21 protein-coding genes and 1 tRNA gene are annotated in these 19781 nt (G+C 70.1%); 12 read left to right on the top strand and 10 right to left on the bottom strand.

Features of this window, described 5'->3' with window-relative positions; translation table 11 throughout:
• The 6 genes from IM787_RS04920 (at position 1) to IM787_RS04895 (ending at position 3514) form a co-directional block, all read left to right on the top strand.
• The gene (locus IM787_RS04920) at positions 1-633 is read left to right on the top strand and encodes a phosphatase PAP2 family protein (RefSeq protein WP_354004380.1); all 633 of its coding nucleotides are present in this window, start codon (positions 1-3) and stop codon (positions 631-633) included.
• Positions 634-648: 15 nt separating this feature from the next.
• Positions 649-738 (top strand) — tRNA-Ser (locus IM787_RS04915).
• A 134-nt stretch (positions 739-872) separates the two neighbouring features.
• Positions 873-1262, top strand: a complete 390-nt coding sequence (locus IM787_RS04910) for a response regulator (protein WP_193675550.1) — start codon at positions 873-875, stop codon at positions 1260-1262.
• A 4-nt stretch (positions 1263-1266) separates the two neighbouring features.
• Entirely contained in the window at positions 1267-2061 is a 795-nt protein-coding gene (locus tag IM787_RS04905) for an alpha/beta fold hydrolase (RefSeq protein WP_193675549.1), read from the top strand.
• Between the two features lie 4 nt (positions 2062-2065).
• Complete coding sequence (locus tag IM787_RS04900) at positions 2066-3211, top strand: PAS domain-containing sensor histidine kinase (protein ID WP_193675548.1); 1146 nt, start codon at positions 2066-2068, stop codon at positions 3209-3211.
• 114 nt (positions 3212-3325) lie between these two features.
• On the top strand, positions 3326-3514 hold the full coding sequence (locus IM787_RS04895) for a hypothetical protein (protein ID WP_193675547.1): 189 nt from the start codon (positions 3326-3328) through the stop codon (positions 3512-3514).
• 60 nt (positions 3515-3574) lie between these two features.
• Here the strand turns inward: IM787_RS04895 and IM787_RS04890 are convergent, their stop codons facing one another.
• From IM787_RS04890 to IM787_RS04850, 9 genes are all read right to left on the bottom strand, one after another.
• Positions 3575-3766: a hypothetical protein gene (locus IM787_RS04890; protein WP_193675546.1), complete on the bottom strand. Its 192-nt coding sequence runs from the start codon at positions 3764-3766 to the stop codon at positions 3575-3577.
• A complete protein-coding gene (locus IM787_RS04885) occupies positions 3753-4106 on the bottom strand; it encodes a hypothetical protein (protein ID WP_193675545.1) in 354 nt (117 codons plus the stop codon). Before IM787_RS04885 ends, IM787_RS04890 begins: the two co-directional genes overlap by 14 nt.
• A gap of 71 nt (positions 4107-4177) precedes the next feature.
• Positions 4178-4828, bottom strand: coding sequence for an urease accessory protein UreG (ureG, locus tag IM787_RS04880; RefSeq protein ID WP_193675544.1), 651 nt, complete (start codon positions 4826-4828; stop codon positions 4178-4180).
• Positions 4825-5523: an urease accessory protein UreF gene (locus tag IM787_RS04875; RefSeq protein ID WP_193675543.1), complete on the bottom strand. Its 699-nt coding sequence runs from the start codon at positions 5521-5523 to the stop codon at positions 4825-4827. The genes ureG and IM787_RS04875 overlap by 4 nt, the downstream gene beginning before the upstream one ends.
• Positions 5492-6079 (bottom strand): urease accessory protein UreE, encoded by a 588-nt coding sequence (ureE, locus tag IM787_RS04870; RefSeq protein WP_193675542.1) that lies wholly within the window; start codon positions 6077-6079, stop codon positions 5492-5494. Before ureE ends, IM787_RS04875 begins: the two co-directional genes overlap by 32 nt.
• A 46-nt stretch (positions 6080-6125) precedes the next feature.
• Complete coding sequence (gene ureC / locus IM787_RS04865) at positions 6126-7844, bottom strand: urease subunit alpha (protein WP_193675541.1); 1719 nt, start codon at positions 7842-7844, stop codon at positions 6126-6128.
• Positions 7844-8149, bottom strand: coding sequence for an urease subunit beta (locus IM787_RS04860; RefSeq protein ID WP_193675540.1), 306 nt, complete (start codon positions 8147-8149; stop codon positions 7844-7846). Before IM787_RS04860 ends, ureC begins: the two co-directional genes overlap by 1 nt.
• Positions 8150-8314, bottom strand: a complete 165-nt coding sequence (locus tag IM787_RS04855; protein WP_193675539.1) for a hypothetical protein — start codon at positions 8312-8314, stop codon at positions 8150-8152.
• A 20-nt stretch (positions 8315-8334) separates the two neighbouring features.
• On the bottom strand, positions 8335-8637 hold the full coding sequence (locus IM787_RS04850; protein WP_193675538.1) for an urease subunit gamma: 303 nt from the start codon (positions 8635-8637) through the stop codon (positions 8335-8337).
• A 44-nt stretch (positions 8638-8681) separates the two neighbouring features.
• Here IM787_RS04850 and IM787_RS04845 point away from each other — a divergent pair, with 44 nt between their 5' ends.
• The 4 genes from IM787_RS04845 to IM787_RS04830 all read left to right on the top strand — a co-directional run bounded on the left by IM787_RS04845 (position 8682) and on the right by IM787_RS04830 (position 15958).
• Positions 8682-12122, top strand: a complete 3441-nt coding sequence (locus IM787_RS04845) for a hybrid sensor histidine kinase/response regulator (RefSeq protein WP_227494177.1) — start codon at positions 8682-8684, stop codon at positions 12120-12122.
• Positions 12119-13066: a response regulator transcription factor gene (locus tag IM787_RS04840; RefSeq protein ID WP_193675537.1), complete on the top strand. Its 948-nt coding sequence runs from the start codon at positions 12119-12121 to the stop codon at positions 13064-13066. Before IM787_RS04845 ends, IM787_RS04840 begins: the two co-directional genes overlap by 4 nt.
• A gap of 56 nt (positions 13067-13122) precedes the next feature.
• Positions 13123-15327, top strand: coding sequence for a hybrid sensor histidine kinase/response regulator (locus IM787_RS21750; RefSeq protein ID WP_193675536.1), 2205 nt, complete (start codon positions 13123-13125; stop codon positions 15325-15327).
• 100 nt (positions 15328-15427) lie between these two features.
• A complete protein-coding gene (locus IM787_RS04830) occupies positions 15428-15958 on the top strand; it encodes a glycine zipper 2TM domain-containing protein (RefSeq protein WP_193675535.1) in 531 nt (176 codons plus the stop codon).
• A 12-nt stretch (positions 15959-15970) separates the two neighbouring features.
• Here the strand turns inward: IM787_RS04830 and IM787_RS04825 are convergent, their stop codons facing one another.
• The gene (locus tag IM787_RS04825) at positions 15971-16585 is read right to left on the bottom strand and encodes a hemerythrin domain-containing protein (protein WP_193675534.1); all 615 of its coding nucleotides are present in this window, start codon (positions 16583-16585) and stop codon (positions 15971-15973) included.
• Positions 16586-16784: 199 nt separating this feature from the next.
• Here IM787_RS04825 and urtA point away from each other — a divergent pair, with 199 nt between their 5' ends.
• Together urtA and urtB are read left to right on the top strand one after the other, a co-directional pair.
• A complete protein-coding gene (gene urtA / locus IM787_RS04820) occupies positions 16785-18065 on the top strand; it encodes an urea ABC transporter substrate-binding protein (RefSeq protein ID WP_193675533.1) in 1281 nt (426 codons plus the stop codon).
• 48 nt (positions 18066-18113) lie between these two features.
• Positions 18114-19685, top strand: coding sequence for an urea ABC transporter permease subunit UrtB (urtB, locus tag IM787_RS04815; RefSeq protein ID WP_193675532.1), 1572 nt, complete (start codon positions 18114-18116; stop codon positions 19683-19685).
• The last annotated feature ends 96 nt before the right edge of the window (positions 19686-19781 follow it).

Genomic DNA, 19781 nt, shown 5'->3' with positions numbered 1-19781 from the left:
GTGCGCCTCTCGTCGCGTGCCTGGCTGGCGGTGGCGGCCGGCCTGCTGGTGTTCGCCTTCTTCGCGTTGCAACTGCTGCTGCAGGGGCCCTTCACGCGCCTGGACCACCAGCTGGCGCAGTGGTTCGCCGCCCACCGCACTGGCTGGCTCAACGCCATGATGCTGTTCGTCGCCGATGCCCACGAGACGGAGAAAGTCCTGGCCGCGACCGCGGTGCTCGCTGCCTGGCGGGCCTGGCGCCACGATGGCGCCGACCTGCGGCTGCTCGCCGTCGTGCCGGCGGGCATGCTGGTGAACCTGGCCCTGAAGCACGCCTTCCAGCGCGACCGCCCGGTGCTCGAAGACCCGCTCGTGCACCTCACGACCTACAGCTTCCCCAGCGGCCACGCCGTGGCCTCCACCGTGTTCTATGGCGCACTGTGCCTCCTGGCCTGGCACCACGCGCGCGCGCCGGGGCTGCGCGCGGCCGCCGCCGCGGGTGCGGCCGCCATGGTGCTGCTGGTGTGCGCCAGCCGGGTCTACCTCGGCGCCCATTACCTGAGCGACGTGATCGCCGGCGTGGCGGTCGGCACCCTGTGCGTCGTGGCCTTCCAGCACTGGCGGTCGCTCGGGCGGCTGGCACCCGGCGCTTAGAATCCGCTGGCAACCGGAAGCGTGGCAGAGCGGTTGAATGCACCGGTCTTGAAAACCGGCGACGCCGCAAGGCGTCCGTGAGTTCGAATCTCACCGCTTCCGCCAATCGGCGCACGCCCCGCAAAGTCAGCCGGTTCCTACAGACGCACCGGCCGGGCTCAGACAGAATCCGCCGCTTCAAGCCTGCAATGTGTCGTACGTGCCAAGTCCGGCGCGGGCAAGTGGGTCCGGAGGTCCTGATGGCAGTACGCGTATTCCTCGTCGAAGACCAGAAACCGATGCAGGAGCTCGTCCGGGACCTGCTCGAATCGGTGGGCGGCTTCGACGTCGTCGGCATGGCGGACAACGAGACGACCGCCACCGAATGGCTGCTGCGCCACCGGGGCGGCTGGGACCTCGCCATCATCGACCTGCTGCTGGCCGAAGGCTCCGGTTTCACGCTGCTGACCCGCTGCAACACGGAACCGGGCGGCGCCGTCGTCGTGTTCAGCGATTTCGTCACGCCCGTCGTCCGCCAGCGCTGCGTGCGCCTGGGGGCCGACGGCGTGATCTCCAAGGCGCAGTTCGGCGAGCTGCGGGCCTACCTGCAGGCCTTCCCCGGGCGCGTGCAGCAGGCACAGGAGGCCTGAAGCCTTGTCCGTCCGCACACGCAACAACGTCCAGGTGCAGGGCAAGGGCCCGCCCATGGTGTTCGTCCATGGCTTCGGCTGCGACCAGCACATGTGGCGCCTGCTGGCCCCGCACTTCGCCGAGAGCTACCAGGTGATCCTCCTCGACCTGGTCGGCAACGGCCAGTCCGACCTGTCCGCCTGGAACGCGGAGAAGTACTCGACGCTGCAAGGCTATGCGGACGACCTGTGCGAAGTGCTCGCCGACGTCACCGACGCGCCGGCCATCTGCGTCGGTCACTCGGTCGCCGCGATGATCGGCATGCTGGCCAACCTGAAGTGCCCGGACCAGTTCCTGGCCCAGGTCATGGTGGGGCCGTCGCCCTGCTACATCAACGACGGCGACTACGTGGGCGGCTTCGAGCGCGCCGACATCGAGTCGCTGCTGGAGACGCTGGAGAGCAACTACCTGGGCTGGTCCAGCAACATGGCGCCGGTGATCATGGGCGCGCCGGACCAGCCGGCGCTGGCCACCGAGCTGACCAACAGCTTCTGCCGCACCAACCCCGAGATCGCCAAGCACTTCGCGCGCGTCACCTTCCTCTCCGACCACCGCGCCGAACTGCCGAAGCTGCAGGCGCCGACGCTGGTCCTGCAATGCAGCGACGACATCATCGCCCCGCGCTCCGTGGGCGACTACCTGCAGCGCACGATCCCGAACTGCACGCTGCACGTCATCGAGAACGTGGGGCACTGCCCGCACCTCAGCTCGCCGAGCGCCAGCACGATGGCCATGGAGCAGTTCCTCGCGGGACTGTAGGGGCATGGACGCGACCCCGCTGCCCGGGGCGGACCAGCTCTATGACGCCGCGCCCTGCGGCCTGCTCGTCGCCGCGGCGGACGGGAACCTCCTCGACGTCAATTCCACCCTGTGCCGCTGGCTGCACCACGACCGCCGCGAGCTCGTCGGCAAGGTGAAGTGGCAGGACCTGCTCACCATGGGCGGGCGGATCTTCTGGCAGACCCACCTGCACCCGCTGCTGCGCATCCAGTCCTCCGTGGCGGAGGTCAAGCTGGAACTGCGGATGCAGGATGGCCGCGCGCTGCCGGTGATGGTGAACATGGCGGAGCGGGCCTGGAACGGCCGGATGCTCCTGCACGCCGCCGTCTTCGTCGCGGAAGACCGGCACAAGTACGAACGCGAACTCCTGCTGCAGCGCCAGCGCGCCGAGGAGCTGTCGGCGCAGCGCGCGCGCGACGAGAAGGAACTGCAGGCCGCCCGCGCGGAGGCCGAAGTGCGCGCGCAGTTCGCCGAGCAGCTGGTGGGCATGGTGAGCCACGACATCCGCAATCCGCTGTCCGTGATCCACATGAGCGCGTTGCTGCTGGAGCGGGCCGGCGGATCGGAGCAGCAGAAGGCCGCCGTCGCGCGCATCGCCCGCTCGGTGCAGCGGGTGCAGCACCTGGTGGGCGACCTGCTGGACTTCACCCAGGCCCGGCTGGGCGGCGGCATCAGCATCCGCAAGGCCCCGACCGACCTGCACCAGGCCGTGGCGGACAGCATCGGTGAACTGGCCGTGGCCTTCCCGCACTGCCAGCTGCGCTACGAGCGCGGCGCCGGCAGCGGGCATGTGCATGCCGATGCCGACCGCGTGGTGCAGGCGGTCGGCAACCTGGTGGCCAATGCATCCAACCACGGCGACCCCGAGCAGCCGGTCACCGTCCGGACGGAGCGGGACGCGAAGGACTTCCGCATCGTGGTCCACAACCATGGACCGGCGATCCCGGCGCACGTCCTTCCGCAGCTGTTCGAGCCGATGGTGCGGGGGGCAGGGAGCGGCGGCAGCGAAGGCGTGGGCCTCGGGCTCTTCATCGTGCGCGCCATCGTCACCGCGCACGGCGGACGCGTGGAGGCGAGTTCCACGCCGCAGGCGGGCACCGCCTTCACGCTGGCCTTCCCGCACGCCTGAGCCAGCGTCCGGCACGGCCGCGCCACCTTTTCCGATTCGCGTGGCGGCGTGCTCCTACAACCGCCGAGCAAGCGCGGGGGGACGATCCTCGCAAGCGATCCACCGGGCACCCGCATGAACACCCGAGAACAACCCCCTTCCGAGCAGGCCCCGCCGGCCCAGCCGATCCAGCAGCAGCAACAGCCGCAGCCTGGCGAGCACCATGCCGGCCGCGGCTCCGAGAGCGCCATGAAGCAGATGCGCGTGTGGGAACAGCGGCGCGCGAGCGATTCCGGCGGCAAGCGGCGTCCGGGCCCGGCCTGAGCCAGGCGCAGCGCACGTGAAAAGAGCGGCCATCGGCCGCTCTTTTGCTTGGGGACGGCGTCAGGCCTGGCGCGGCGGCCAGTTGGAGAAGACGGGGTTGCCCTCGCGCGGCCGCTCGCGCGGCTCGGGAGCCGTCGCCGGCTTGGCCTGGAGCGACTTCGTCAGGTAGGGCAGCACGCTCTGCGCGCCCGACCCCCAGCGGCTGCCGGGGGGCGGCAGGCCCTCCTGGTCGTCCGCGCTAGGACTCGGCATGGGTGCCCCGCGCCGGCCAGAGTTCCACCGGGGTGCGCCGGATGAACGAAGGATCGTCGCTCCCCGCGCCGTTCTCCGCCGGGTGCAGGAACAGCATGTCGCAACCGAACATGTCGCCGTCGCCCCCCAGCAGGCGTTCCTGCCAGCCGAGGTCGCGCACGTGCTCGGAGAAGAAGTTGACCTGCCGGTAGCCATCGAGCTGCCCCGTGGCGAACAGCGCGCCGTCGCGCACCAGCCCGATGCGCACGTTCATGCGGTGCGAGGTGGGCAGCAGCTTCGCCATGGCGAAGGCCTTGGAGATGCCTTCGAAACCCGGCGGGGGGTCGAGCAGCAGGTTCATGGGCAGCGAAAGTAAGCCGGGACCGCCCGCCGCGGTGTAGGACGGCATCCCGACGAGCTTCGAAGGCCCGACTACCCGACCGGCGCGAGCATGCCGCGCGCCTCGATGAAGCGCACGACGTCCTGGAGGCCGTCGCGCGTCTTCAGGTTGGTCATCACGTACGGCTTGTCGCGGCGCATCCGGCGGGTGTCCGCTTCCATCACGGACAGGTCGGCGCCGACGTGCGGCGCCAGGTCGGTCTTGTTGATGACGAACAGGTCGCTCTTCGTGATGCCCGGGCCGCCCTTGCGCGGGATCTTCTCGCCGGCCGCGACGTCGATCACGTAGATCGTGAGGTCGGACAGTTCGGGGCTGAAGGTCGCTGCCAGGTTGTCGCCGCCGGATTCGACGAACACCACGTCCGCCTCGGGGAACGACTCGAGCATGCGGTCGATCGCCTCGAGGTTGATCGAGGCGTCCTCGCGGATCGCCGTGTGCGGGCAACCGCCCGTCTCGACGCCCATGATGCGCTCGGCCGCGAGCGCGCCGCTCACGGTGAGCAGGCGCTGGTCTTCCTTGGTGTAGATGTCGTTGGTGATCGCCACCAGGTCGTAGCGCTCGCGCATGGCCTTGCACAGCATCTCGAGCAGGGTGGTCTTGCCGGAGCCGACCGGCCCGCCGATGCCGACGCGCAGCGGGGGCAGCTTCTTGGTCCGGCCGGGGATGTGGTGGAGCAGGGTCATGAACGGAACAGGCGTGAGTACTGGGTTTCGTGCTGCGCGGAGAGGATGGCCAGCATCGGGCTGAAGGCCTGGCGCCGCTGCGGCGGCAGGGCCAGGGCGTGGTCGACGGCGGCGGGGATCTCGCGGGCCAGGCGCGCCAGGACGCGCTGGCCGGCGGCCTGCCCGAGCGGCACGGCCTTGATCGCGGACTGCATCATGTTCTCGGACCAGCCGAAGGCGAAGGCCAAGGCGATGTCGCGGCAGGCGGCCCCGGAAGGCGCGGCGGCGACGGCGAAGGCGACAGGGTAGGTGTACTCGCGTTCGCCCGCGGGCACGGCGCGGCTGGCCGGAGCGTCGAGCGAGCGGCGCCATTCGCCCAGGGAGCGGCCCATCTGCTCGGACTGCTGGCGCAGTTCGCTGGTCTCGCGCGTCTGCCGCACCCAGTCGTCCAGCGCGGCCAGGGCGGGCAGGTCGCCGCGGCGCGCGGCGTCCACGGCCTCGCCCACCACCGCCACATCGGAGCGCGCCAGGCTGGCGTGCAGCTGCTGCGCGAGCCAGGCGGCCGCCGAGGCTTCGTCGCGCACGCAGCCCGCCTCCACCGCCGCCTCCAGCCCTTCGGAATAGGAGAAGCCGCCGACCGGCAGCGCCGGCGAGGCCAGCCAGATCAGCTGCAGCAGGCCGGCGTCAGTGCGAGTGGCCGTGGTCGCCGTGGTCATGGCCGTCGTGTTCGTGCGAGTGCACTTGCGTGTCGTGCTCGTGCGAGGCGCCGTCCGCGTGCCGGTGCCCGGTGCCCCAACCGGAAGGGGCGTGGCTGGCGTGCGCCGCGTACGCGCCGCCTTCCGGCTCGAAGGGCGCCTGCAGCGCCTGCACCGTGAGGTGCATCGCGCGCAGCATGTCGGCCAGCACGTGGTCGGGTTCGATCTGCAGGTGGTCGGGCTTCAGTTCGATGGCCACGTGCCGGTTGCCCAGGTGATAGGCTGCCCGCACGAGGTCGAACGGGGAGCCATGCTCCGCGCAGGGCGTGATGCGCAGCACCGGTTGCGGCGCGGCGACGACGCGCACCATCGACCCGTCTTCCGCCACCAGCACGTCGCCGCCGCGGGCGACCGTGCCCCGCGGCAGGAACACGCCGAGGCGGCGGCCCTGCGAATCGGTGGCGTCGAAGCGGCTCTTCTGCCGCACGTCCCAGTCGAGTTCGACGGTCGCGGCGCGCCGCACGAGCGCCGGGGCGAGGCCCTGGCCCTGGGAAAGGAGCTTGGTGGCTTGCAGCATGGTGGATCCGTCCGGCGGGGGAATGACCCAGCCTAACGCAGCACGGTCAGAACAGGAAATACCTCTGCGCCATGGGCAGGACGGTGGCGGGGTCGCAGGTGAGCAGCTGGCCGTCGGCGCGCACGGCGTAGGTCTGCGCGTCGATTTCCATCTTCGGCAGGTAGGCGTTGTGCACGAGGTGGTGCTTCCGCACGCCGCGGATGTCGCGCACGGCGCTCACGTTCTTCGCCAGGCCAAAGCGCTGGTGCACGCCCGCCTTCAGCCCGGCCTGCGACAGGAAGGTGATCGAGCCCTTGTGCAGGGCGCCGCCGAAGCTGCCGAACATCGGACGGTAGTGCACCGGCTGCGGCGTCGGGATGGAGGCGTTGGCATCGCCCATCGCCGCCATGGCGATGAAGCCGCCCTTGAGGATCAGCGCCGGCTTGACCCCGAAGAACGCCGGTTTCCACACCACCAGGTCGGCCCACTTGCCCAGCTCGATGCTGCCGACCTCGTGGGCGATGCCGTGGGCGATCGCGGGGTTGATCGTGTACTTGGCGATGTAGCGCTTGGCGCGGAAGTTGTCGTGCCGGTCGGTGTCGCCCGGCAGCTTGCCGCGCTGCAGCTTCATCTTGTGCGCGGTCTGCCAGCAGCGGAGGATGACCTCGCCGACGCGGCCCATCGCCTGCGAGTCGCTGGAGAACATGCTGATCGCGCCGAGGTCGTGCAGGATGTCCTCGGCCGCGATGGTCTCCTTGCGGATGCGGCTCTCGGCGAAGGCGAGGTCCTCGGGGATCGCCGGGTCGAGGTGGTGGCACACCATCAGCATGTCGACGTGCTCGTCGAGCGTGTTGACGGTGTAGGGCATCGTCGGGTTGGTGGACGAAGGCAGGAAGTTGGCCTCGCCCACCACGCGCAGGATGTCGGGGGCATGGCCCCCGCCGGCGCCTTCGGTGTGGAAGGCGCAGAGGCCCCGCCCCTTGGTGGCGGCGATCGTGTCCTCCACGAAGCCGGATTCGTTCAGCGTGTCGGAGTGGATCGCCACCTGGATGTCCATCGCGTCCGCGACGTCCAGGCAGTTGCTGATGGCCGACGGCGTCGTGCCCCAGTCCTCGTGCAGCTTGAGGCCGATGACGCCGGCCTCCACCTGTTCGCGCAGGGCCTGCGGCTGGCTGGCGTTGCCCTTGCCCATGAAGCCGAGGTTCATCGGGAAGGCGTCCGCCGCCTGCAGCATGCGCTCGATGTTCCAGGGCCCGGGCGTGCAGGTGGTGGCGAAGGTGCCGGTCGCGGGCCCCGTGCCGCCCCCGAACATGGTGGTGACGCCGGAGGACAGTGCTTCCTCGATCTGCTGCGGGCAGATGAAGTGGATGTGGCTGTCGATGCCGCCGGCGGTGACGATCGCGCCTTCGCAGCTGATGATCTCGGTGCCGGCGCCGATGAAGATGTCGACGCCGGGCTGCGTGTCGGGATTGCCCGCCTTGCCGATCGCGGCGATGCGGCCGTCCTTCAGGCCGATGTCGGCCTTGACGATGCCCCAGTGGTCGACGATCAGCGCGTTCGTCAGCACCGTGTCCATCGCACCCTCGGCGCGCGTGCGCTGCGATTGCGCCATGCCGTCGCGGATGGTCTTGCCGCCGCCGAACTTGACCTCCTCGCCGAAGCCGCCGGCGCGCAGGGTGTAGTCCTCTTCCACCTCGATGACCAGTTCGGTGTCGGCCAGGCGCACGCGGTCGCCCTTGGTGGGGCCGAACATGTCCGCATAGGCGCGGCGCGGGATGGAAGCCATCAGAGTTTCCCTTGGGTCAGGCCGCGGAAGCCGTACACGATCCGGTCGCCGGCGTAGTCGACCAGTTCGACCGTGCGCTGCTGCCCGGGCTCGAAGCGCACCGCCGTGCCGGAGGCGATGTTCAGGCGCATGCCCTTGGCGGCCGCGCGATCGAACTGCAGCGCGCCGTTGGTTTCGGCGAAGTGGTAGTGCGAACCGACCTGGATCGGGCGGTCGGCCGTGTTCTGCACCACCACGGTCAGCGTGCGCCGGCCGGGATTGAGGACGTGGTCGCCTTCGTCGACGATCAGTTCACCGGGCGTCATTCAGTCCCCGCGCGAGAGCCAGATGGCCAGCAGCACCAGGGCGCCCACGAGGACGAAGCCCCAGGCATCGCTGGCGTGCCAGTGCGTGTCGGCGGCGATGCCATGGCCCGGGTGGGCCTGGGCGGTGGCGGCCAGCGTGGCGAGGGCGGCGGTGAGCAGGCGCATGCTGTTGTTCCTTGAGCGGTTCAGACGATCGGCTGGTGGACGGTGACGAGCTTGGTCCCGTCGGGGAAGGTGGCTTCGACCTGGATCTCGGGGATCATCTCGGCGATGCCGTCCATGACGTCGGCGCGCGTGAGCACCGCGCGGCCTTCGCTCATGAGCTGCGCCACCGACTTGCCGTCGCGCGCGCCTTCCATGACCGCGGCGGAGATCAGCGCCATGGCCTCGGGGTAGTTCAGCTTCAGCCCGCGGGCCCGGCGCCGTTCGGCCAGCAGGGCGGCGGTGAACAGCAGCAGCTTGTCTTTCTCGCGGGGCGTCAGTTCCATGGTGGTGCATTGTTGCAAGAGCCGGGCCAAAGGCGGCACGGAACCTGCACTTCCCCGGCGTGAACCCGGTCATCCCCATCGTCGCGCACGAGGCGCCGCAGCGCGTCGTGAAGGTCCGCCGCGACTACAACGCCTGGGTCGCGAGCGAAACGATGGAGGACTACGCGCTGCGCTACACGCCCCAGCGCTTCCGCAAGTGGTCGGCCTGGCGGGTGGCCAACACCGCCTTCGGCGCGGCTTCCTTCCTGATCCTGGAAGCCGTGGGCGCGACCCTCCTGGTGCAGTACGGCTTCCTGAACGCGTTCTGGGCGATTCTGGCGACAGGGCTGATCATTTTCCTGGCCGGACTCCCCATCAGCATCTACGCGGCCCGCTACGGCGTCGACATGGACCTGCTCACGCGGGGCGCCGGCTTCGGCTACATCGGGTCGACGCTCACGTCGCTGATCTACGCCTCGTTCACCTTCATCTTCTTCGCGCTGGAAGCGGCCGTCATGGCCTATGCGCTGGAACTGGCGCTGGGCATCCCGCCCAGCTGGGGCTACCTGGTGTGCGCACTCGTGGTGATTCCGCTCGTGACCCACGGCATCTCCGCCATCAGCCGGCTGCAGGTCTGGACCCAGCCGCTCTGGCTGGTGATGCTCGTGGTGCCTTTCGTGTACGTGATGATGCGCGATCCTGGTGCCTTCGCCGGCGTGACGCACTACGCTGGTGAGAAGTCGAGCGGCGGCGGCTTCCAGTTGCACCTCTTTGGTGCCGCGCTCACCGTGGGCATCGCCTTGATCACGCAGATGGGCGAGCAGGCCGACTACCTGCGCTTCATGCCGGCGCGGACCGTGAAGAACCGGCGCGCCTGGTGGACGGCGGTGCTGGCCGGCGGCCCGGGCTGGGTGGTGCTGGGCGTGCTGAAGATGCTGGGCGGCGCGCTGCTCGCCTACCTGGCGATCCGGCACATGGTGCCGGTGGATCGCGCGGTGGACCCGAACCAGATGTACCTGGCGGCCTACGAGTACGTGTTCCCGCACTACGGGTGGGCGGTGGCCGCGACGGCGCTGTTCGTCGTGGTGTCGCAGCTGAAGATCAACGTGACCAACGCCTATGCCGGCTCGCTGGCGTGGTCCAACTTCTTCTCGCGCGTGACGCACAGCCACCCGGGCCGCGTCGTGTGGGTCGTGTTCAACACGCTGATCGCCTTCATGCTGATGGAGATGAACGTCTTCGACGCGCTCGGCGACGTGCTGGGGCTGTATTCCAACATCGCCATCGCGTGGATGATGGCCGTCGTCGCCGACCTGGTGGTGAACAAGCCGCTGGGCCTCTCGCCCAGGGGCATCGAGTTCAAGCGGGCGTACCTGTACGACATCAACCCCGTCGGCGTCGGCGCGATGGCGCTGGCCTCCGTGCTGTCGATCGCCGCCTACCTCGGCGCCTTCGGCGCCATGGCGCAGGCCTTCTCGGCGGTCATCGCCATGGGCGTGGCGTTCGCCGCGGCGCCGGCGATCGCCTGGTGGACCAGGGGGCGGTACTACCTGGCGCGGGGGGGCGGGGCGCGGCACGGCGCCTCCACCCTGCAGCGTTGCGTGATCTGCGACCGCGAGTACGAAGGCCCGGATATGGCGCACTGCCCCGCCTACCAGGGCGCCATCTGCTCGCTGTGCTGCACGCTCGACGCGCGGTGCGGCGACCTGTGCAAGCCGCATGCGAGCCTGGCCGCGCAGTGGTCCGGCTTCCTGCGCGCGCTGCTGCCGCGGCGCGTCTGGCCGTACCTCGATACCGGCCTCGGCCACTTCCTGCTGCTGATGCTGGTGGTGGCCCCGCTGCTCGCCGCGCTGTTCGGGTTGCTGTACCGGCAGGAGGTGCAGGCCGCCGGGCCGATGGCGCAGGAGGCCTTGCAGGCCACCTTCACCAAGGCCTATCTCGCGCTGCTGCTGGTGGCGGGCATCGTCGCCTGGTGGCTGGTGCTGGCACACCAGAGCCGGCGCGTGGCGCAGGAGGAATCGAACCGCCAGTCCCACCTGCTGATGCGCGAGATCGCGTCGCACCGGGAGACCGACGAGGCGCTGCAGCAGGCCAAGCACGCCGCTGAACAGGCGCGCCATGCCGCCGAGCAGGCCAACCAGGCCAAGAGCCGCTACATCAGCGCGGTCAGCCACGAGCTGCGCACGCCGCTCAACAGCATCCTGGGCTATGCGCAGCTGATGGCGGAAGACGCCTCGCTGCCGGCCAAGCGCAAGCACGCGATCCACGTCATCAAGCGCGGCGGCGAGCACCTGCTGCAGCTGATCGAAGGCACGCTGGACATCGCGCGCATCGAAGCCGGCAAGTTGACGCTGAACGTGAAGCCGATGGCCTTCGCCGACTTCGTGCACGAACTGGCGAGCCTGTTCGAGCTGCAGGCCACGGCCAAGGGGCTGGCCTTCCGCTTCGAGGCCGACGGCAACCTGCCGGAGGTCGTGCGCGCCGACGAGAAGCGGGTGCGGCAAATCCTGATCAACCTGCTGGGCAACGCCATCAAGTTCACCAGCGCCGGGCAGGTCGTGTTCCGCGTGCGCCATGCGCGCGAGATGGCCGTCATCGAGGTGGAGGACACCGGGCCCGGTCTGCCGTCCGAGGAGCTGGCGCGCATCTTCGAGCCGTTCGCCCGGGGCAGCAGCGCGGGGCACTCCGCGCCCGGCGCGGGTCTGGGCCTCACCATCGCCAAGATGCTGACCGACCTGATGGGCGGGGAACTGCAGGCGACCAGCACGCCGGGGCTGGGCTCCGTCTTCCGCGTGCGCCTGTTCCTGCCGGAGGTGCATGCGGTGCTGCCGCCGCCTGTGCAGGCGCGCGTGCGCCGCGGCTACGAGGGGCCGCGCCGCCGCATCCTGGTGGTCGACAACGAGGAGGCGGACCGCGAACTGCTCGTCGCGCTGCTGGAGCCGCTCGGCTTCGAGCTGCGCACGGCCGCCAGCGGCCACGACGCGCTGGACCTCGTGGCGGCCGGCGTGCGCCCCGACGCCATCCTGGTCGACCTCGCGATGCCGGGCATCGACGGCTGGGAAACGATCCGCCGCTTGCGCCGGTTGCCCGCGCTGCAGGCGAAGATCGCGGTCGTCTCCGCCAATGCCTTCGACAAGGGACTCGAGAACGACGCCGGCATCCCGCCCGAGGATTTCATCCTGAAGCCGGTGCGCCACACGGAGCTGCTCGACTGGCTGGAGCGGCAGCTGGCGCTGCGCTGGAAACAGGAGCCGACGGCGACCGCCGCCCCGGCGCCGGAGCCGCAATGGAACTGGCCGGCGCCGGCCCTGCTCGCGCCGCTGCAGCAGGCCGTGTCGCTCGGCTACTACCGCGGCATCCTGCAGCAGCTGGACGCGATCGACGCCGCACAGCCGGAATGCGCCGGCTTCACCGCGGCGCTGCGGGAGCTGGCCCGCCAGTTCCAGTTCGAGGCGATCAGCCGCGAACTGGCGCGCGCGCCGGCGGCCGAGGAGGCGAGGCGATGAAGGGCGTGCTCGATCGCGCCGACAGCGACCTCGTGCTGGTCGTCGACGACGTGCCGGACAACCTGTCGGTGCTGCACGATGCGCTGGACGAATCCGGGTACACGGTGCTGGTGGCCACCAGCGGCGAGGCCGCCCTGCAGCGCGCCGCGCAGGCGCTGCCGGACATCGTGCTGCTCGACGCGATGATGCCCGGCATGGACGGCTTCGAGGTGGCCAAGCGCCTCAAGGGGTCGGCCGCCACCGCCCACATCCCGATCATCTTCATGACGGGGCTGACGGACACCGAGCACCTGGTCGCCGCGCTGGAAGCCGGCGGCGTCGACTACGTCACCAAGCCGATCAAGCCGAAGGAAGTGCTCGCGCGCATGGGCGTGCACCTGCAGGGCGCGCGGCTGGCGAGGCAGACGCGCAACGCGCTCGACGCGTTCGGCTACGCCAGCATCACCGTGCGCCCCGGCGACGGTCGCCTGATGTGGCAGACGCCGCTGGCGCGCGACCTGCTGCACGCCTATTACGGCACCAGCGCGCCCGAGACGCCCAGGCCCATCCTCGACTGGCTGCGGCGCCACCTGCAGGAAGCCGAGCGCCAGATCGAGCCGCCGCGGCTGTCGGCCGAACTCGGCGCGCGCCGCCTCTCGATCCGGCTGCACCAGCAGACCGGCGACGACGACTGGCTGATCGTGATGCGCGAGGTCTCGGACACGGCGATCATCGAGTCCATGAGCCTGGCGTTCGGGCTCACGCCGCGCGAGGCGGAGGTCCTCTACTGGGTGGTGAAGGGCAAGATCAACCGGGACATCGCGGACATCCTGGGCGCCAGCCCGGCGACGGTGAAGAAGCACCTGGAGCGCGTGTTCGCGAAGCTGGGCGTCGAGACCCGCACGGCGGCGGCCGGCATGGCCATGAACCGGATCCGCCAGTTGCATCCACAGTTCGAAGGCTAGGTCGAAGGTAGGCAGGGTCCTACATAGCGGAGCCGTGTGTCGCACGACAATGCCGCGTGCATCCTTCGACCGTCCGTTCGCGCCTGCTCCGGCTGGTCCTGGCCTTCATGGTGCCGATGGCCGTGCTGGCCGTCGGCACCATCTACTATGTCTACGAAGAGAAGCAGCAGCAGTTCGAAGGCAGCCTGGGCGAGGCGGCCCGGGCCCTGTCGCTGGTGGTCGAACGCGAGATCGCGCGCCGGGAGTCGATCGTCCGCACCCTGGCGCAATCCCCGACCCTGACCGACGGGGATCTCACGGGCTTCTACCAGTACGCACGGACGGTCGCGCCCGACCTCTCGTCCGTGGTGGTCCTCGCGAGCATGGACGGCACGCAGCTGCTGAACACGCGGCGCGCCTTCGGCACGCCCAACCTTCCGCGCACCGTCTACACCGGCGAACAGGTGCTGCAGGCCCCGCGCCGGGTGCTGGTGTCGGACGTCTATTTCGCCCCGCTGGGCGGCCAGTACAGCTTCGCGGTGACGGTGCCGGTGGAGCGCGGCGGCTCCCCGCGCTACCTGCTGTCCTATGCGGGCTATGCGTCCGCCCTGCAGAACGTCTTCGACGACCAGAAACTGCCCGCCAACTGGGTGGCCTCGGTCGTGGACGCCAAGGGCGTCGTGGTCGCCCGCAACCGGGATGCCGGCAAGTACGTGGGCCAGCCCGTGTCCGAGCGGCTGCGCTCCCAGATCGGCAAGGGCCAGAGCGGCATCTTCGACAGCCAGGCCCTCGACGGTTCCGACATCCTCGCGGCGTTCAGCACGGAAGCCGACTACGGATGGACCGTCGTGATCGGCGTGCCGCGCGCGCAGGTCGGGTCCGGCGCCATGGCCGCCGCCCGTTTCGCGGCGGTGGCGGCCTTGCTGCTGTTCGCCGCCCTGTGGGCGGCGGCGCGGATGGGGCGTGGCCTGGTGCGGCCGGTGCTGCAGGCGCAGGACGCCGCCGAACGCATCGCGCGGGCGGAGCCCGTCGAGGCGCGGCCCACCGGGCTGGCCGAGATGGACACGGTGATGCGGGTGCTGGCCGACACCAGCCGCGCGGTGCGGGGGGCCAACGAGGAGATGCACGAGCGCGTGCGCGCGGCCCTGGCGGAAGCCGAGAAGGCGCATCAGGCGGTCCTGCAGAACCAGCGGCTGGAGGCGCTCGGCCAGCTTACCGGCGGCGTTGCCCACGACTTCAACAACCTGTTGATGGTGGTGAGCAACTACACGCACCTGCTGCGCGCGCGGCGGCCGGAGCTGGCGGGCACGCAGGAGGTCGCCGGGATCGAACGCGCGGTCAGCACCGGGACCAAGCTGACGCGGCAGCTGCTCGCCTTTGCCCGCCGGCAACCCGTGCGGCCCGAGCCGCTGGACCTGCGGGTGCGGCTGCCCGAGATCGCCAGCCTGCTGAAGGCCAGCCTGGGGAGCCGGATCACGCTGACGTGCGAGGTCGAGGGCGACACGGCTGCCATCCTGGTGGATCCCGCCGAATTCGAGCTGGCGCTGATCAACCTCGCCGTGAACGCGCGCGATGCGATGCCCGAGGGTGGCAGCCTGCGCGTGGGCGCGCGCAACGCCGGGGACGGCAGGGTCTGCGTCGACGTGGCGGACAGCGGCAAGGGCATCCCGCCGGAGCTGATGGAGAAGGTCTTCGACCCCTTCTTCACCACCAAGCCGGTCGGCCACGGCACCGGGCTCGGACTCAGCCAGGTCTACGGTCTGGCCCGCCAGGCCGGCGGCGATGCGCGGATCGAGAGCGTGGAGGGCCAGGGCACGCGCGTGCTGCTGCTGTTCCCGGCGCTCGATGGCGTGCAGGCGGCCGCCGGTGAATCGCCGGTGCAGGCGCCTGCACCGACCCATGCCGGCCGCACGCTGCTGCTGGTCGAGGACAACGCGGAGCTCGCGGCCGTCACCTCCCAGGTGCTGCAGTCCGCCGGCTTCGCGGTCACCCGCGCCGAAAGCGGCGACGCCGCGCGCCGGCTGCTGGCAGGGGGAAGCCGCTTCGACATCGTGCTGAGCGACGTCCGCATGCCGGGCGAGCTGGATGGGATCGCGCTGGCGCGCTGGCTGCGCGAGCACCATCCGGCCCTGCCGGTGGTCCTGATGACGGGCTACAGCGCCGAACTGGCGCAGGCGCGCGGCTTGGGCCTGCAGGTGCTCCCCAAGCCTTCCGCGCCCGCCGCCCTGCTCGAAGCGCTGGCCCGCGAGCTGCGCGGGACGGCGGCCGAACCGGCCGGCTGACCGCCCGCGTTGCGTGACGCCGACGGGACCCATCCGTTCATCTTCCGTTCACGGACCCCTGCCTAACCTTGGCTCTGCAGCAGAACCAAGGAGAGTGTCCATGCAACGAATCGTCCTCATGACCGTCCTCGCCGCCAGCGGCTTCGCCGCGCATGCGCAGGCCCCCGGTTTCGTGGACCGCGCCCGGGTCACCGGCGTGGAGCCGCAGTACGAGCAGGTCCAGGTGCCGCGCGACGAGTGCAGCAGCCAGTGGGTGAACGAGCCGCGCCCGGTGGTGGGCGGCAACGGCTACGGCGGCGCCATCATCGGCGGCGTGGCCGGCGGCCTGATCGGCAACCAGGTCGGCAAGGGTCACGGGCGCGAAGCCGCCACCGCGGCCGGCGCCGTGATCGGCGCCATCGCCGGCGACCGCATCGCCAACCAGGGCGGCCCGCAGTACGAGACCGCCCAGCGCGAGGTGCGCAGCTGCCGCACGGTGCACGAGGTGCAGACGCGCCTGAACGGCTACCGGGTGAGCTACGAGTACCGGGGCCAGCAGTACACCACCTTCATGCGCGAACAACCGGGCAGCACGCTGCAGGTGCGGGTGTCGGTGACGCCGCTGGACGAGCGCGAAGCGCGCCGCTACTGAGCGCGCTCTCCGTCAGGCGCTGCGGTTGAAGCGCCGCCGGGCGGCCCCCAGCCGGTCACCGTGCCGGTTGCGCGTGAGCAGGAAGGCGCCGGCGAGGGCGGCGCTGCCCATCGCGGCCAGCGTGCCCATGCTCATCGAACGCGCCATGCTGCTGGCGAGTTCCGGCGCCCGCGGGCCGGCCAGTTCCAGCCGGCGCTTCGTCATCTGCGCCCCCAGGTCCTGCAGCTGGTCCGGGATCAGGCGCTCGGCGGCCGGGAGCAGCAGCGTCTCCTCGTCGGCCACGTGGTGCATCACGTGCCGCATCAGCTCGAAGAACGTGTCGTCGTAGGCCGGGTCGGTGACCGGCATGTTCCGCAGGCGCGAGATCAGGCCCCGCATCTCGTCGTGCTCCGGCGTGCTCTTGCGCAGGTGCTCGTTGTCCGCCACGACGCGCATGGCCGGATAGAAGATCTCCTCCTCCAGCTGGGCGTGGATCTCGATCGCCAGGCAGACGTTGTCCACCAGCCCCTTCTTCAGGCGGTCCGGGGAGCCCACCTCGTACTGGTGGAAGGCCGTCAGGACATGCGTGTGGTCCAGCCGGATCATGTTCGTGATGCTCGGCGACAGCTGGGACAGCAGGGAGGACATGGTCATACGCGCCTTGGGGCTGGGATGCCTGCATTGGAGCCCCGGCGGCGCGGGGCCCCGTGTCGGACGGTGACAGCGGTAGCTGTAGTACGGCCCTGCGCCGAGCCGCTGGCGCGGCCATACGCCATGTGTCGTATGGCTGGTTCGAGGGGGGCTCCCTAGCATCGGCCCTGCTTCCCACCCTCACCTGGAGTCACACATGCAACGTCGTTTCACCCTCAAGGCGCTCACCGCCGCCGTCGCGCTGGCCGGCACGTCCGGCCTGGCCTTCGCCCAGGCCAAGGAGCCGATCAAGGTCGGCATCCTGCACAGCCTGTCCGGCACCATGGCCATTTCCGAAACCGTGCTGAAGGACACGGCCCTGATGGCGATCGAGGAGATCAACGCCAAGGGCGGCGTGCTCGGACGCAAGCTGGAGCCGGTGGTGGTCGACCCCGCCTCCAACTGGCCCCTGTTCGCCGAGAAGACCAAGCAGCTGCTCACGCAGGACAAGGTCGCCGTGATCTTCGGCTGCTGGACCTCGGTGTCGCGCAAGTCGGTGCTGCCGGTGGTCGAGGAACTGAACGGCCTGCTGTTCTACCCGGTGCAGTACGAGGGCGAGGAGCTGTCCAAGAACGTGTTCTACACCGGCGCGGCGCCCAACCAGCAGGCCATCCCCGCCGTCGAATACCTGATGTCCAAGGACGGCGGCAGCGCCAAGCGCTTCGTGCTCCTGGGCACCGACTACGTCTACCCGCGCACGACCAACAAGATCCTGCGCGCCTTCCTCAAGTCCAAGGGCGTCGCCGAGTCCGACATCATGGAGGAGTACACCCCCTTCGGCCACAGCGACTACCAGACCATCATCGCCAAGGTGAAGAAGTTCGCCGGCGAAGGCAAGAAGACGGCGGTGATCTCCACGATCAACGGCGACTCCAACGTCCCCTTCTACAAGGAGCTGGGCAACGCCGGCCTGAAGGCCAAGGACGTGCCGGTCGTCGCCTTCTCGGTGGGCGAGGAAGAACTGCGGGGCGTGGACACCAAGCCGCTGGTGGGCCATCTGGCCGCCTGGAACTACTTCATGTCCGTGAAGAACCCGACCAACAGCGAGTTCACCAAGAAGTGGGGCGACTACGCCAAGGTGAAGAACATCGCCGGCCACAAGGACAAGCCGCTGACCAACGACCCGATGGAAGCCACCTACATCGGCGTGAAGATGTGGGCGCAGGCGGTGGAGAAGGCCAAGACCACCGACGTCGACAAGGTCATCGCCGCGATGGCCGGCCAGACCGTCAAGGCGCCGTCCGGCTTCACCGCCACGATGGACATGAAGAACCACCACCTGCACAAGCCGGTGTTCATCGGTGAAGTGAAGGCCGACGGCCAGTTCAACGTGGTGTGGAAGACGCCGGGCCCCGTGAAGGCCAAGCCCTGGTCGCCGTACATCGAAGGCAACGACAAGAAGCCGGACGAGCCCGCGGGCAAGTCGAAGACGATGTAAGAGGCGGTTGCCTGGTGGGCGGCGTGCCGCCCACTGGACAGGTTCCTCATGCGCAAAATCCTCCTTCCACTGGTCCTGCTCGCCGCCGCCGGCGCGGCCCAGGCCCTCACACCCGACGAAGCGCGCGCCCTCGCCACCGGCGAGACCGACGCGCGCATCGAGGCCCTCCACAAGGCGCTGGCCACCGCCGACGACCGCACGGCGGCCTTCCTGCAGGCGCTGGCCGACGATGCGGTGAAGACCGCCGGCGAGCGCGTGTTCGTCGTGAAGGACGACAAGGCGACGGACCCGGCGACCGGCGCGGCTGCCGAACTGCCGGCCGACGCCGAGGACGTCGTCAACAACAACCGCATGCGCGGCGAACTCGACACGGCGCTGGCGGCGCTGAAGCTGTTCTCGCCCGATGACGCGGTTCGCGCTGCCGCGGTCACCGAGCTGCAGAAGGATGCGGACGAAGCGAAGCTGCCCCTGATCGAGAAAGCCTGGGCCGCCGAGAAGAACGCCGCGATCAAGGCGCAGCTGGGGCTGGTGCGCGCCGGCGCGCTGCTGGGAAGCGAGGACAAGACCCGGCGCCTGGAGGCCGCGCGCCTGCTGGCCGACAGCCGCAACGCCGCCACGCGCAACCTGCTGCAGCAGCGCCTGCAGGCCGAGGTCGACCCCGACGTGAAGGCGGCGCTGCGCGCCTCGCTGCGCGAAGTGGAGTCTTCGCTCGCATGGGGCGAGCGCGCCGCCGCCGTGTTCTCCGGCATCAGCCTGGGCTCGATCCTGCTGCTGGTGGCGCTCGGCCTGGCCATCACGTATGGCCTGATGGGCGTCATCAACATGGCGCACGGCGAGCTGATGATGATCGGCGCCTACGCCACCTGGCTCGTGCAGGGCCTTTTCCAGAAATACCTGCCGGGCGCTTTCGACTGGTACCTGCTGGCCGCGGTGCCGGCCGCCTTCGGCGCGTCCGCGCTGATGGGCGCGGTGCTCGAGCGCGGCGTGATCCGCTTCCTCTACGGCCGTCCGCTGGAAACGCTGCTGGCGACCTGGGGCATCAGCCTGATGCTGATGCAGCTGGTGCGCTCCGTCTTCGGCGCGCAGAACGTCGGCGTCGAGAACCCCAGCTGGATGAGCGGCGGCATCGTCCTCATGGGCAACCTGCAGCTGCCCTGGAACCGCATCGTGATCATCGCCTTCGCGTTCACGGTGCTGGCCGGCATGGCCCTGCTGATCTCCCGCACCCGCCTCGGCCTGTTCGTCCGCGGCGTGACGCAGAACCGGCCGATCGCCTCCTGCATGGGCGTCAACACCGCGCGCATCGACACCTACGCCTTCGCGCTGGGCTCCGGCATCGCCGGCCTCGCGGGCTGCGCCCTCAGCCAGGTCGGCAACGTCGGTCCCGACCTGGGCCAGGCCTACATCGTCGATGCCTTCATGGTCGTCGTGCTCGGCGGGGTCGGGCAGCTGGCGGGCACGGTCTACGCCGCGCTGGGGCTGGGCGTGCTGAACAAGTTCATCGAAGGCTGGGCCGGCGCCGTGCTGGCCAAGATCGCCGTGCTGGTGCTGATCGTGGTCTTCATCCAGAAGCGTCCGCAGGGACTGTTCGCCGTGAAGGGCCGGAGCGCCGAAGCATGAGTGCCGTCCTGCCGCCCGATGCGCTGGATGTTCCTCCCTCCCCCTCCGGGGGAGGGCAGGGTGGGGGCACGCCCGGGTCCACGAACCCCGTCGTGG

The sequence above is a fragment of the Ramlibacter pallidus genome (assembly GCF_015070875.1).
Classification (GTDB): domain Bacteria; phylum Pseudomonadota; class Gammaproteobacteria; order Burkholderiales; family Burkholderiaceae_C; genus Ramlibacter; species Ramlibacter pallidus.
This window is presented reverse-complemented; position numbering and strand designations above follow the sequence as displayed.

What these genes read in the sequence shown, in the direction of transcription:
- IM787_RS04910 (WP_193675550.1), top strand. Translation starts at nt 873, where the DNA reads ATGGCAGTACGCGTATTCCTCGTCGAAGACCAGAAACCGATGCAGGAG.
- IM787_RS04900 (WP_193675548.1), top strand. Translation starts at nt 2,066, where the DNA reads ATGGACGCGACCCCGCTGCCCGGGGCGGACCAGCTCTATGACGCCGCG.
- IM787_RS04895 (WP_193675547.1), top strand. Translation starts at nt 3,326, where the DNA reads ATGAACACCCGAGAACAACCCCCTTCCGAGCAGGCCCCGCCGGCCCAG.
- IM787_RS04890 (WP_193675546.1), bottom strand. Translation starts at nt 3,766, where the DNA reads ATGCCGAGTCCTAGCGCGGACGACCAGGAGGGCCTGCCGCCCCCCGGC.
- IM787_RS04885 (WP_193675545.1), bottom strand. Translation starts at nt 4,106, where the DNA reads ATGAACCTGCTGCTCGACCCCCCGCCGGGTTTCGAAGGCATCTCCAAG.
- ureG (WP_193675544.1), bottom strand. Translation starts at nt 4,828, where the DNA reads ATGACCCTGCTCCACCACATCCCCGGCCGGACCAAGAAGCTGCCCCCG.
- IM787_RS04875 (WP_193675543.1), bottom strand. Translation starts at nt 5,523, where the DNA reads ATGACCACGGCGACCACGGCCACTCGCACTGACGCCGGCCTGCTGCAG.
- ureE (WP_193675542.1), bottom strand. Translation starts at nt 6,079, where the DNA reads ATGCTGCAAGCCACCAAGCTCCTTTCCCAGGGCCAGGGCCTCGCCCCG.
- ureC (WP_193675541.1), bottom strand. Translation starts at nt 7,844, where the DNA reads ATGGCTTCCATCCCGCGCCGCGCCTATGCGGACATGTTCGGCCCCACC.
- IM787_RS04860 (WP_193675540.1), bottom strand. Translation starts at nt 8,149, where the DNA reads ATGACGCCCGGTGAACTGATCGTCGACGAAGGCGACCACGTCCTCAAT.
- IM787_RS04855 (WP_193675539.1), bottom strand. Translation starts at nt 8,314, where the DNA reads ATGCGCCTGCTCACCGCCGCCCTCGCCACGCTGGCCGCCACCGCCCAG.
- IM787_RS04850 (WP_193675538.1), bottom strand. Translation starts at nt 8,637, where the DNA reads ATGGAACTGACGCCCCGCGAGAAAGACAAGCTGCTGCTGTTCACCGCC.
- IM787_RS04840 (WP_193675537.1), top strand. Translation starts at nt 12,119, where the DNA reads ATGAAGGGCGTGCTCGATCGCGCCGACAGCGACCTCGTGCTGGTCGTC.
- IM787_RS04830 (WP_193675535.1), top strand. Translation starts at nt 15,428, where the DNA reads ATGCAACGAATCGTCCTCATGACCGTCCTCGCCGCCAGCGGCTTCGCC.
- IM787_RS04825 (WP_193675534.1), bottom strand. Translation starts at nt 16,585, where the DNA reads ATGTCCTCCCTGCTGTCCCAGCTGTCGCCGAGCATCACGAACATGATC.
- urtA (WP_193675533.1), top strand. Translation starts at nt 16,785, where the DNA reads ATGCAACGTCGTTTCACCCTCAAGGCGCTCACCGCCGCCGTCGCGCTG.
- urtB (WP_193675532.1), top strand. Translation starts at nt 18,114, where the DNA reads ATGCGCAAAATCCTCCTTCCACTGGTCCTGCTCGCCGCCGCCGGCGCG.